The sequence below is a fragment of the Stutzerimonas stutzeri genome, from assembly GCF_000952685.1.
Lineage (GTDB): Bacteria > Pseudomonadota > Gammaproteobacteria > Pseudomonadales > Pseudomonadaceae > Stutzerimonas > Stutzerimonas stutzeri_E.
On record NZ_JYHV01000007.1, the window covers coordinates 131,367 to 143,446 of the forward strand.

Here is a 12,080-nt window from a genome sequence, read left to right on the forward strand (position 1 = left end):
AGGGCGGATGTTACGTTCATATCCACCTGGCATCGCTGGGGCGTGAATCATCGACAGGCGTCGAACAGCATCATAGAGCTATTCGCCATACCGAGCTTCCAGCTATCTAGCCATCTGATAGGCCGTTTCCAGCGCCACCTGCAGGCTGCCGGTATCGATTCGGCCGGTGCCGGCGAGATCCAGCGCAGTACCGTGATCGACCGAAGTCCGTACGATCGGCAGACCGAGGGTGACATTGACGGCCGCACCGAAGCCCTTGTATTTGAGTACCGGCAATCCCTGGTCGTGATACATCGCCAGCACTGCATCGCAGTGATCGAGGTGCTTGGGGGTGAACAGAGTGTCGGCGGGCAGCGGGCCGATCAGGTCGAGCCCCTCGCGACGAAGCGCTTCCAGGGTCGGCTCGATGATTTCGATTTCTTCGCGACCCAGATGCCCGCCCTCGCCAGCGTGAGGGTTGAGCCCGCAGACCAGAATACGGGGATGGGCGATGCCGAACTTCTCCACCAGATCGCTGTGCAGAATGCGTGTCACGCGCTGCAGGCGCTCGGAAGTGATGGCGTCAGCGACTTCCTTGAGCGGGAGATGCGTGGTCACCAGTGCGACCCGCAGCCCGTGGGTGGCGAGCATCATCACCACCTGCTCAGTGCTTGTCAGCTCCGCCAGAAACTCGGTGTGCCCAGAGAATGGAATACCCGCCTCGTTGATGACCCCCTTGTGCACTGGCGCGGTGATCATCCCGGCGAAACTGCCATCTAGGCAGCCTTTTCCGGCGCGTTGCAGGGTGGTAAGCACGTAGTGGGCGTTGGTCGGGCTGAGCTGACCGCTGGTTGCGGCAGAGGCCAGAGGTGTATCCCAGACATACAGACTGCCCGCTGGTGCCGGCTGGTCCGGCCAGTGCAGGGGTGTCACCTCGATCAGCGTGATGTTCAGCCCTAGCTCGGTAGAGCGGGTACGCATCAGCTCAATGCTGGCGATGGCGATCAGGACGTGAGGCTGACTGTCGCGCGCGAGCAACAGGCAGAGGTCGGGACCGATGCCGGCGGGCTCGCCGGGGGTCAGGGCGAAGCGTTTGACGGTCATGTCGATCTGCCTTCAGAGGTAAAAAAAACGGGCCGGCCAAATTGGCAGGCCCGCTGTGGCGTGCACCGACCCAGTCGGTATCAGATCTTGATTTCGACGTAGGCCTCATCGCGTATCTGGCGCAGCCAGGCTTGCAGCTCTTCTTCATATTTGCGGTTGCGCAGCAGTGACAACGCCTGTTGCTCGCGGAACTCCTCGCTGGAGTCGGTGGCGCGGCGCCCAAGCACCTCAAGGATATGCCAGCCAAAAGGGCTCTTGAAGGGTTCGGACAGCTGGCCATTCGGGGTGTTAGCCATGACTTCGCGGAACTCGGGGACCAGCGAACTCGGATCGATCCAGTTCAGGTCGCCACCGTTGAGCGCCGAGCCCGGATCTTCAGAGAAATTTTTTGCCAGTTCGGCGAAGCTCTCGCCAGCCAGTATACGATCGCGCAGGCGCTCTACCAGGCGACGGCTTTCCTCTTCGCTGCGGATCTGGCTCGGCTTGATCAGGATATGACGGACATGGACCTCGTCGCGTACCTGGGTATCGCCGCCGCGCTTGTCCAACACTTTGAGCAGAATGAACCCTGGTGGCGTGCGGACCGGTTGGGTGAAGTCACCGACGTTCATGGCTCTGACTTCGGTGTCGAACGGCGGAGGCAGCTGAGCGGCTTTGCGCCAGCCCATGTCGCCGCCCTCCAGTGCGTTCTCGCTGGCGGAACGAGACACCGCCAGCTTGGCGAAGTCCGCTCCATTCTGCAGTTGTTCGTAAGTATCCCGGGCGGTTTTCTCCGCGGCCTGGATGGCAGCTGAGTCGGCTGATTCCGGCACGGGAATCAGGATGTTGGCCAGTCGGTATTCCTCCGAAAGCTGCAGCTTGCCCAGGTCCGATGCCAGAAAGTTTTCCACTTCCTGGTTAGACACTTGAACACGCTCGGCAATGCGGCGTTGACGCACGCGGCTGATGACCATCTCCCGGCGAATCTGCTCGCGGGCGGTGTCCAGGCTCAGCCCGTCGCGCTCGAGGGCGGCGCGGAACTGGTCGAGGCTCATGTTGTTGCGCTGGGCGATGGTGGCCATGGCCTGGTTGAGCTCTTCATCCGAGATGCGGATGCCTGAGCGCTCACCGATTTGCAGCTGGAGGTTCTCGGTGATCAGGCGCTCGAGCACCTGCTGCTGCATGACGTCGCGCGGGGGCATTTCGGCGCCGCGCTTCTCGATTGTCTGCTCGACCTCGCGAATGCGCTGGTCCAATTGGCTCTGCATGATGACGTCGTTATCGACGATGGCGACGATACGGTCGAGTGCGCGCACCTCGGCGCCGGCCGAGGCGACGAGCGTGGCATTGCCTAGCAAGAACGCGCCCACCAGCAGTGGGCGCAGGTAATCAGAAAGCTTGATCTTCACGTTCACGGTAACCTTGTATGCCTTCGTCGAGGAATGTCTCGGTCGAGCTGCCGAAGACGCCGCCGAGTCCCTTGAGGACGATTTGCAGGAAGATGCCGTTGTCCGGCTCGTCGTTCTGCGATGGGTTGAGACTGGTTTCGTCGTAATCGATCCAGTAGCGGTTGATCAGACGCAGCTTCCAGCAGCAGCTGTCGTACTCGAAACCACCAAAGGCTTCCAGGGTACGGTTGCGGCTGTAGTCATGCTGCCAGCGTGCGATCACGCTCCACTGTGGCAGGATCGGCCAGATGGTGGAAATGTCGTGCTGGTTGATCTTGTAGTAGTCCTTGATGTATTCGGGTGTTCCCGGCGTGCCGTAGTCACCGCCGTAGGTCCACAGACCCGTGGCCTGGTCGAAACGGACGGTGTCGTTGCGGTAGCGGTAGCCAATATTGACGATCTTGTTCGGATTGTCGGCCGGCTGGTAGTGCCACATCGCGCTGCCGGAACGGGTGCTGTGAGTATCCGGGTCCCAGTTGAAGGTGGACGTGAAGCGCCAGTCCCGGTTGTAGCGGTACATGTATTCCAGGGCATAAGGCGATACCGACGAGGTCGCATTGGAACGCGTGCGATAGTCGATGCCGCGCAGCTGGACCTTGCGGTCTTCGAAGTAGAAGGCCTGGCCGATGCTCAGGCGCTGGCGCTCGAACCCGTTCGGTTCGATCCAGCGATTGGTCACGCCAAGCGATACCTGGTTGGCGTCACCGATGCGGTCTTTACCGGAGAACCGATTGTCACGCCACAGCGAGGAGTAGCTGAAGGTGCTTTCGCCAGTGTCGAAGATCGGAATGTCGTCCTGGTCCTCTTCCGGCACATAGAGATAGAACAGCCGCGGCTCGAGGCTCTGACGATAGTCCTTGCCGAACCACTGGGTGTCACGATCGAAATAGAGGCCGCTGTCGACACTGAAGATCGGCACGCTGCGGTTCTGTGACTGGTCGAACGATTCGTAGGCTGCCAGGGTTTGCCTGCCACGCGCGTCAAGGTCCAGATCGTATTGGGTATAAGCGTACTTGAGCGAAGGCTTGACGAAGCCCCAAGTCCAGTCGAGCGGCAGGCTGACGCCCGGTTCCAGATGCAGACGCTCGCCTTCGGCACGGGCCAGGCCTCGCAGGCGATCGTCGTACCAACGATGCTCCGGCAGACCGGTGTTGCCATCCTCGTCAGTGAAAAATCCGTCGCGCAAGCTGCGCTGGAAACTCACGAATTCGGTGTTGTAGGCGAAGCGCAAACCCCCTGGCTGGAACGGCAGCGCGCCATTGAGCGTCAGCTGAGGCAGGCGTTCATAAGGCGTGACGTCGGCAATGGTGGCGCGTTCGTAAGCGTGCACGTTCAGGCGAGCGGTGTAAGTTTCGCCGCGATAGCTCAGGGTGCCACGCTGGTCGAGGTGGTCTGGCTGATCAATGCCCAGCTGGGTGTCCAGATCCTGGAAATAATACGGATCGCTGATGTCGGTATAGTCGACTTCTGCCAGCCAGCGACGATCCAGGCCGGTCCGGTGCTGCCAGCTGTACATCCAGCGCTGATCTTCGTATTCGGACTGGAGCTCGCGATCGTCGTTACTGTCATCCAGATAAGCCGCGCCGAACTGCCCTTCGCTGCTGCGGGTCAGGTAGCGGAACTCGCCCTCCATCAACAGGCCGCGATCGGTCATATAGTTCGGATAGAGCGTGGCGTCGAAGTTCGGCGCCAGGTTGAAATAATAGGGCGTGATCAATGACAGCCCGGTATCGCTGGATGAGCTGATGCTGGGTGCGAGGAAGCCGGATTGGCGGCGATCGTCGATCGGAAAATAAATGTAAGGCGTGTAGAACACCGGGACGCCCTTGACCCGGAGCGTCACGTTGGTCGCCGAGCCAAAGCCGGTCGCTGGGTTCAAGGTGACGTTGTTGCCTTGCAGATACCAGTCGTTGTCGCCTGGTTCACAGCGGGTGTAGGTCCCGTCCTTGAGGCGGATGATGGCGTCTTCGGTGCGCTTGGCGTACTGCGCGCTGCCGCGGACTTTGCCTTCATGGACCACGTATTCAGCGTTCTCGACCTGGGCTTCACCGGTATCGAGGAAGAGTTCGGCGCGGTCGCCGACCATGAGCGCGCCGCGATCACGCAGACGAACGTTGCCTTTCAGCTCGCCGCGGTTCTCCAACTGATACAGGCTGGCTTCGTCGGATTCGGCCTGGATGCTGCCTTGACGCAACACCACGTCACCGGCCAGCGTCGCGACCTCCTGCTGTTGTTCGTAGCGCGTCGCTTTCGCCGAGACGTAAGTCGGCGCGTCGCTCATCGGGGTCTCATCGAACCGACCAGGACGGTTCGGTTCAACATAAGTACCGGCACAATAGGGGCCGGTCTCGGCCAGTTGCGCATTGGTCAGCTGGTCACGCGGGACCCAGTCCAAGTGGCTGTAATCAGCGCTGCGCGAGGCCAGCGCGCGACCTTTGCTCTCGGTCACCAACTTGGTGGTGGCTACCTGGGGTTCACCCTTGCTGCTGCGCGGTTGTGTAGCGCTGGCGGTGTCGCTCGCAGCGCTACCGCGATGAACGGGACGAGGCGGCAGCTCGGGGTTGGCGGCATCGGAGGTGCAGCTCCAGCCTCCACCCGCACCAGGCTGGCAGGCAAACTGCTCGGCTGCGATTACAAGAGGAGTCGCTACGGGTTGCAATGCGAGCAAGCCGCCGGTAACCAGTAGGGGGAATTTTTTACGAAAAGCGGGATATTTGACTGCCATCTTGTTTTTTGGGTCCGTGCTTGCGGCGAGCCATCGGCCGGGCTGGGCCGCACGCCTCTCGATGGGCTGAAAAAGATGCTGGATAATAAAGCATGACCCGCCTATCGGCTAGCGCCGTGGAGAGCACTGATATGCCGCAACACGATCAACGTCTGCAGGACCTGAGCGCCTGGCTAGAACCCCAGCTGCGCGAGCTTTTCGAGCGCAAAGGTTGGGGTAGCGTACCCGAGGTGGCACTGGTTCCGGCCAGCAGCGACGCCAGTTTTCGTCGCTATTTTCGCTGGGAGGCGCAGGGGCGCAGCTTCATCTTGATGGACGCGCCGCCGCCACAGGAAAACTGCCAGCCGTTCGTTGCGATGGCGGAGCTGCTGGCCGGGGCGGGCGTGAACGTGCCGGCGATTCTCGCCCAGGATCTGCAACGAGGATTCCTGCTGCTGAGCGACCTGGGGCGGCAAACCTATCTCGATGTCATCGACGAAACCAACGCCGACGACTTGTTCGCCGACGCCATCCACGCCTTGCTCGCCTTTCAGACCCAGCCGCTGGCGGCATCGCTGCCGGGCTATGACGAAGCCCTGCTGCGCCGTGAGCTACAGCTGTTTCCGGAGTGGTATGTGCAGCGCCACCTGGACCATCGTTTCAGCGCCGCCGAACTGGAGGTCTGGGAACGGACCTGCCGACTGCTGATCGACTCGGCATTGGCGCAGCCAAAGGTGCTGGTGCATCGCGACTACATGCCACGCAACCTGATGATCAGCAAGCCGAACCCTGGTGTATTGGATTTCCAGGATGCGGTCATCGGCCCGGTGACTTACGACATCACCTCGTTGTTCAAGGATGCCTTCCTCAGCTGGCCGGAGGAGCGGGTACAGGGTTGGCTGCAGGGTTACTGGGACGCCGCGCGCGCTGCGGGCGTTCCGGTCCAGCCCCGGTTCGATGAATTCCAGCGTGCCAGTGACCTGATGGGACTGCAGCGACACCTGAAGGTCATCGGCATCTTTGCGCGGATCTGCCATCGCGACGGCAAACCGCGCTATCTGGCCGACGTGCCACGTTTCTTCGCCTACATCGAGACGGTGACCGCGCGCCGCCCGGAACTGGCTGAACTGAGCGCGCTGCTGCAGGGCCTGCCGCACGCGAAGGTACAACCATGAAGGCAATGATTCTTGCGGCGGGAAAAGGCGAGCGTCTGCGGCCGCTGACCTTGCATACACCCAAGCCGCTGGTGCGGGCGGGTGGAGTGCCGCTGATCGAGCACCACGTGCGTGCGCTGGCCAGGGCGGGCATCACCGAACTGGTGATCAATCATGCCTGGCTGGGCGAGCAGATCGAGGCATACCTGGGAGCGGGGGATCGGTTCGGCGTGCGCATTCAATATTCGGCTGAGGGTGAGCCGCTCGAAACCGGAGGCGGGGTCCATCGCGCGCTGCCGTTGTTGGGCGATCAGCCGTTTGTGGTGGTCAATGGCGATATCTGGACCGACTACGATTTTGCGGGCCTGGCGCAGCCACTGGTGGGGCTTGCGCATCTGGTGCTGGTGAGCAATCCGCCGCATCATCCGGCCGGTGATTTCGTGTTGGTCGGCGACCGGGTCATCGAAGCCGATGCGCCGGCTGCAACCTTCACCTACAGCGGCATCGCCGTGCTGCACCCGCGGCTGTTCGAAGACTGCAGCGCCGGTGCATTCAAGCTCGCGCCGCTGCTGCGTCAGGCGATGGCGGCCGGCCAGGTCAGTGGTGAGCATTACAACGGGCGCTGGGTCGATGTCGGCACCCACGAACGCCTGGCCGAAGTCGAGGCAATTCTGGAGGCGCAGCGCTGAATGTTCTGGCCCATTACGCTATTGGGTGCGCTGATCGGCTGGCTGATCGCAAGTATTCCGGGAGCGCTGCTTGGCGCACTGCTCGGGCAAGTGCTCGATCGCCGGCTCGGGCTGAATTCCTGGGCCAGGCTGCGCGAGAGGATGAGCGGCGACAGAACCCTGATGCAGGGCGACGAATTGCTGTTTTTCCTGCTCGGCCGCCTGGCCAAGACTAGTGGGCGAATCAGCGAGGCACATATCCAGGCCGCGCGCCAAGAAATGCAGCGGCGACGTCTGAACCCGGCGGCGCAGCGCCTCGCCATCGATGCGTTCTACCGGGGCAAGTCCAGTGGGCAGGGATTGCGCGATCCACTGCAGCGCCTCAAGGGGCGCCACGACGAGGCAAAGGGGGTGCTTCAGGCCTGCTGGCGGATGGCCCGGGCGCAGGGGCAGATCGACGCGCGTGAACACGAACTGGTGATGCTCTGGGGGCGATGGATGGGCTGGGATTCAGCAGCCATTGCGGCGCTGGATCCAAGCGGTGGGCGGCGCCAGGGGGCGCCGAGCAACCTCGGTGGCGCCTATGAACAAGCTCTGCGACTGCTTGGCGTGCGCGCAGACAGCGAGCCTCAGGCGATCAAGCGTGCCTACCGTCGATTGCTCAGCAAGCATCATCCGGACAAGCAAGCCGGTGCCGGCGCGACGGCGCTGCAGGTCCGTGAAGCGACCGAGCGAACCCGTGAGTTGCACAATGCCTATACCTTGATCCGCGAGCGGCGCGGCTTTCGCTGAGGCCGCACTGATGTGCTGGGCATCGGGCCGCTACGTCTGCTTGGCCAGCCAGCCGCGAATCCGGCGCAGAAGCTGCTCCTGCTCGATTTTTGAATCGCCAGTCAACCGCTGCAATCCGACTTGCAGATAAGCAGGGTGCTTGTTTCGACGGCTTGCGTTGAGCCGTTCGCGTGCCGCCGAACGCTGACCGATATCGTCCTTGTAATAGAAGTCCCCCGTTGCCAGCTTGAGCGCCGGGACCAGGCGCGCAAGCGGCTCATCCTGTCCTTCGGGTTGGCGCGGCTGGATGACCAGTAGACGCCGGACATCGGCCGGCGCCAGCTGCTGGAGATAGCGCGCCGCCCAATAGCTACCGGTGCCATGGCCGAGGAACACGATGGTCGCCGGTTGCTTGCTGCGCGCAAAGGCGAGAGCCGCCTCGATACGTTCAGCGATCTGCTCGGTCTGGGTAGCCTCCGCTGGTGGCGGCTCGGTGGGCTCGCCCGCCGCTGCGTCATCCGTCGGAGACTCATCCGGCAGCGCTGCCGTTTCTTCTGGAAGGTACCCGGCCTCACTGGGTGTTTGTTCGTCCGTGGGCTGAGGTGGTTCCGCTTCGGCGGGCTCGGCTGGTGGTTTTGTCGGCTCTTTCGCGCCTGCCAGTGGGATCAGGTTGGGTGAGTCTGGCAGGCTGAGACTCAGAGTGTGCCAACCGTAATCGGGCAGACCGCGACGCAGCGGGCCGATGCCGCGCGGCCAGTCAGCCGTCTCTCCCTCTCCGGGCAAGAGGATGATGATCCCCTTGGGTTCGCCGACATTGGCCGGTCGCCAGAGCGCGATGAAATCCTTGCTGCCGGCCTTTAGGTTGACGAATTCGCTGTTGGGCAGCTGGCGCAGCAGGTCCGCTGCCATCGTGTCGCTGCGTGGCGGCAGCTTAGGTCGCTCGGCTGGAATCGGCGCGGGAGTGGGTTCCGTCGTGGCCGGCTCATCCGCTGCGGAGGTCGTCAGAGCCGTCAAGGTCGCGGACAGGAGGACGACCCACCGCAGTGAATCTCGAAAACGAGGCATTGGATTTCCTTGATGTCTGGCCGGCAGGACGTAACGGTGCTGGCGCGGGCGGTGCAGATGCACTACAAAACGTTTTCGGCATACCCGCCGATTATGTGAGGTTTATGTTGTCATCTCTGCTGCGTTATTGCTGCCTGTTATTGGCACTGGTTCAGCTACCGGTGTCGGCCGCGAGCGTTCCGCTGAGCGACGCGCAGCTGGCCTGGCTGGACGAGCATCGGCTATGGCGCGTGGGCGTGGTAATGGCCTCGCCCTATGCCGAGTATGACCAACGTCAGCGGCGACTGTCCGGATTCAATGTGCAGTTCATGGAAAAGCTCGCCGCCAACCTCGGTGTGGCGTTGCAGTGGCATCGCTACACCAACGAAACCGCGCTGGATCAGGCCATGCACGCCGGTGAGATCGACCTCGCGCCCGGCCTGCGGCAGACCCGCGATGGTCTGCATGTCTGGCGTTACAGCGATCCCTTTCTCCGTGTGCCACGGCTGATCATCGGCGACGTCAACGGCCCGCGTGCGATAGATCTCGAGCGGCTGGACAACAGTGATCTGATCGCGCTGGAAGGGCCCGGAGCGGTCGCCGACTACATGAGCAGCAACTACCCGAGCCAACCGGTGCTGGAGGTGGACAGCCAGATGGAAGCGCTGCGTCAGCTGCTCGAGGCGCGGGTGCGTTTCGCCATCGTAGACGAGCCGTTGTTCGGCCGGCTTTCGCAAAAAGCCGAGTACGCCTCGCTGGACGTGGTGGGCGATCTCGGCAATCCACAGCTCCTGCGCATCGGCTCGCGTCGCGACAGTCCGATCATGAGCGCCATCATCGACCAGGCGTTACGCAACTTTCCCGCGCAGGAGTTCGGTCGGTTGCAGGAACAGTGGTTGAAATCACGCAGCATCGATCAGTCGCGACGCATCAGCTACTGGCGCAGTCTCAGCTTGCTGTTGGCCCTCTTGCTGGTGGCAACAGTGGTCATGCTGGCCTGGCAACGGCGTCAACAGGGGTTGCTCGAAACCCGGCTGAAGTCGGCACGGCGAGACATCGAGCTGCGCGAGACGGCCGAAGAGGCGCAACGCCTGACGCAATTCTGTCTCGATCACAGCACGGTGGGCATCCTCTGGCTGAACTGGGACAGCCGTGTGCGCTACGCCAACCAAGCCGCCGAAGAACTCCTGGGATACGCCTCGGAGCGGTTGCTCGATCAGCCCTTGCAGGCACTGGAACCGGGTCTGGGAATGGACGACTGGCTGCAGCTCTGGCGCGACGCCCGTAGCGGCGTCGACGACCACCGGGTGCACGAATGCGAGTGGCAGCGTGTCGACGGAAGCCGGTTTCCTGCCGCCGTGACCCTGAGCTTTCTGCGCCTGGGCAGCAAGGAGTACTTGGTGGTGTTTCTCGCCGACATCACCGAACGCCGCCGCGCCAGTGCCGCGCTGCAGGAGAGCGAGGCGCGGCTCAAGGCGATGGCGGGCAACGTGCCCGGCCTGGTTTTCCGTCTGGAGCGGCAACACGCCGGTGCACCGGTCAGCATCGCCTACATCAGCGAGGCCAGTCAGCGGCTGGTGGGTTACTCAGCAGAACTGTTGCTCCAGCCAGGCCGCGGCATCCGCAGCCTGGTCCATCCCGAAGACGAGCCAGGTTACTGGAGCAGCCAGCAACAGGCGCTGGACAGCATGAGCGACTGGCGCTGGCAGGGGCGCATCTTTACGCGCTCCGGAGAGATCCGCTGGGCCGATATTCGGGCATCGGTGCGCGGCCAGCTGCAGGGACGGCAGGTCTGGGACGGCATCGTCTGGGACATCACCGACAACAAGCGAATAGAACTGGAACTGGATGCCTCGCGTGCGCAATTGCGCAAACTGGCGGCGCACGTTGAAACCGTGCGCGAGGAAGAGAAGGCCCACATTGCCCGCGAAGTGCATGACGAGCTGGGGCAGATGCTCACAGTACTGAAGCTGGAAATCTCCATGTGCGAGATCAGCTTCGCCCAACTCGACCCCGGCCTGGCGGCGCGACTGCAGGGTATGAAACGACTGATCGCCCAGCTGTTCCAGCAGGTACGTGACGTCGCGACCGCCTTGCGCCCGCCGATCCTCGATGCCGGTATCGCCTCGGCCATCGATTGGCAGGCACGGCGCTTCGAGGAGCGCACCGGCATCGCCTGCCTGGTAGAAGTGCCGGAATGTCCACCGCAACTGAGCAATGCAAAGGCCATCGGCCTGTTCCGCATCCTTCAGGAGGCACTAACCAACGTCATGCGTCACGCCAATGCGCAAACGGTGAGCCTCCGCCTCGAGCGGCAGGGGGATGTGCTGTGCCTGAGCGTCAGCGATGATGGCCAAGGATTCGCCGTCCAGCCGGGCCGGCATGGGCCCTCGTTCGGTCTGGTCGGCATGCAGGAACGGGCGCAGATGCTCGGCGGCACGCTGCTGCTGGAAAGCCAGCCGGGCGAGGGAACTTCGATTCATGTCTCGGTTCCGCTGGATGCCCCGGCTGAACCCGCGACGCTGATCAGCACATTGGAGAGCTAACGCCATGATTCGGGTAATCGTCGCTGAAGATCACACCATCGTTCGCGAGGGCATCAAGCAACTGATTGGGCTGGCCAAAGACATGCAGGTGATCGGCGAGGCCGGAAATGGCCAACAGTTGCTCGACCTTCTGCGGCAAACATCCTGCGATGTCGTCCTGCTGGACATCTCCATGCCCGGCGTCAACGGACTCGAAGCCATCCCGCGGATCCGTGCGTTGAGCGAGCCGCCGGCGATTCTGGTGTTGTCGATGCATGACGAGGCGCAGATGGCGGCGCGGGCGCTGAAGATCGGCGCGGCCGGCTACGCCACCAAGGACAGCGACCCGGCGCTGCTGCTCACCGCCGTGCGCAAGGTTGCCGCCGGCGGGCGCTATATCGATCCCGAACTGGCCGACCGGATGGTCTTCGAGGTCGGTCTGACCGACTCCCGACCACCCCATGCGCTGCTGTCCGAACGTGAATATTCGGTGTTCGAACGCCTGGTGCATGGCGATTCGGTCAATGACATCGCCACCAAGCTGGCACTCAGTAGCAAGACCATCAGCACCCACAAGGCCCGGCTGATGCAGAAACTGGTCGCTCATTCGGTGGCCGATCTGGTGCGCTATGCCATGGAACACAAGCTGGTCTGAAGGGGGCGTTGCAGCTTGCTGACAGCTCTGCAACAGCCCTTTTAAGACG

9 protein-coding genes are annotated in these 12,080 nt (G+C 62.6%); 5 read left to right on the forward strand and 4 right to left on the reverse strand.

Annotation, left to right across the window (positions count from 1 at the left end; genetic code table 11):
* Positions 1-102 precede the first annotated feature (102 nt).
* The 3 genes from pdxA to UF78_RS02800 form a co-directional block, all read right to left on the reverse strand.
* Entirely contained in the window at positions 103-1,083 is a 981-nt protein-coding gene (gene pdxA, locus UF78_RS02790; protein ID WP_045160539.1) for a 4-hydroxythreonine-4-phosphate dehydrogenase PdxA, read from the reverse strand.
* An 80-nt stretch (positions 1,084-1,163) separates the two neighbouring features.
* Complete coding sequence (locus UF78_RS02795; protein ID WP_045160580.1) at positions 1,164-2,471, reverse strand: peptidylprolyl isomerase; 1,308 nt, start codon at positions 2,469-2,471, stop codon at positions 1,164-1,166.
* Entirely contained in the window at positions 2,452-5,235 is a 2,784-nt protein-coding gene (locus UF78_RS02800) for an LPS-assembly protein LptD (protein WP_045160540.1), read from the reverse strand. The genes UF78_RS02795 and UF78_RS02800 overlap by 20 nt, the downstream gene beginning before the upstream one ends.
* 131 nt (positions 5,236-5,366) lie before the next feature.
* On the opposite strand from UF78_RS02800, the gene UF78_RS02805 reads away from it, so the two are divergent.
* The 3 genes from UF78_RS02805 to UF78_RS02815 are packed head-to-tail and all read left to right on the forward strand — an operon-like array spanning position 5,367 to position 7,828.
* Positions 5,367-6,389 carry an aminoglycoside phosphotransferase family protein gene (locus tag UF78_RS02805; protein WP_045160541.1) on the forward strand — a complete coding sequence of 341 codons (1,023 nt, stop codon included), beginning with the start codon at positions 5,367-5,369 and terminating at the stop codon, positions 6,387-6,389.
* Positions 6,386-7,057: an N-acetylmuramate alpha-1-phosphate uridylyltransferase MurU gene (gene murU, locus UF78_RS02810; RefSeq protein WP_045160542.1), complete on the forward strand. Its 672-nt coding sequence runs from the start codon at positions 6,386-6,388 to the stop codon at positions 7,055-7,057. Before UF78_RS02805 ends, murU begins: the two co-directional genes overlap by 4 nt.
* A complete protein-coding gene (locus UF78_RS02815) occupies positions 7,058-7,828 on the forward strand; it encodes a DnaJ domain-containing protein (RefSeq protein ID WP_045160543.1) in 771 nt (256 codons plus the stop codon).
* Positions 7,829-7,858: 30 nt separating this feature from the next.
* Here UF78_RS02815 and UF78_RS02820 read toward each other — a convergent pair whose 3' ends face one another.
* Positions 7,859-8,872 carry an alpha/beta hydrolase family protein gene (locus tag UF78_RS02820; protein ID WP_045160544.1) on the reverse strand — a complete coding sequence of 338 codons (1,014 nt, stop codon included), beginning with the start codon at positions 8,870-8,872 and terminating at the stop codon, positions 7,859-7,861.
* 104 nt (positions 8,873-8,976) lie between these two features.
* Between UF78_RS02820 and UF78_RS02825 the strand changes: the two genes are divergently transcribed.
* Positions 8,977-11,397: a PAS domain-containing sensor histidine kinase gene (locus tag UF78_RS02825; protein ID WP_045160581.1), complete on the forward strand. Its 2,421-nt coding sequence runs from the start codon at positions 8,977-8,979 to the stop codon at positions 11,395-11,397.
* A gap of 4 nt (positions 11,398-11,401) precedes the next feature.
* Complete coding sequence (locus tag UF78_RS02830) at positions 11,402-12,031, forward strand: response regulator (protein WP_045160545.1); 630 nt, start codon at positions 11,402-11,404, stop codon at positions 12,029-12,031.
* The last annotated feature ends 49 nt before the right edge of the window (positions 12,032-12,080 follow it).

Coding starts and splice junctions, on each gene's coding strand:
- pdxA (WP_045160539.1), bottom strand. CDS start 1,083: ATGACCGTCAAACGCTTCGCCCTGACCCCCGGCGAGCCCGCCGGCATC.
- UF78_RS02800 (WP_045160540.1), bottom strand. CDS start 5,235: ATGGCAGTCAAATATCCCGCTTTTCGTAAAAAATTCCCCCTACTGGTT.
- UF78_RS02805 (WP_045160541.1), top strand. CDS start 5,367: ATGCCGCAACACGATCAACGTCTGCAGGACCTGAGCGCCTGGCTAGAA.
- murU (WP_045160542.1), top strand. CDS start 6,386: ATGAAGGCAATGATTCTTGCGGCGGGAAAAGGCGAGCGTCTGCGGCCG.
- UF78_RS02815 (WP_045160543.1), top strand. CDS start 7,058: ATGTTCTGGCCCATTACGCTATTGGGTGCGCTGATCGGCTGGCTGATC.
- UF78_RS02820 (WP_045160544.1), bottom strand. CDS start 8,872: ATGCCTCGTTTTCGAGATTCACTGCGGTGGGTCGTCCTCCTGTCCGCG.
- UF78_RS02825 (WP_045160581.1), top strand. CDS start 8,977: ATGTTGTCATCTCTGCTGCGTTATTGCTGCCTGTTATTGGCACTGGTT.
- UF78_RS02830 (WP_045160545.1), top strand. CDS start 11,402: ATGATTCGGGTAATCGTCGCTGAAGATCACACCATCGTTCGCGAGGGC.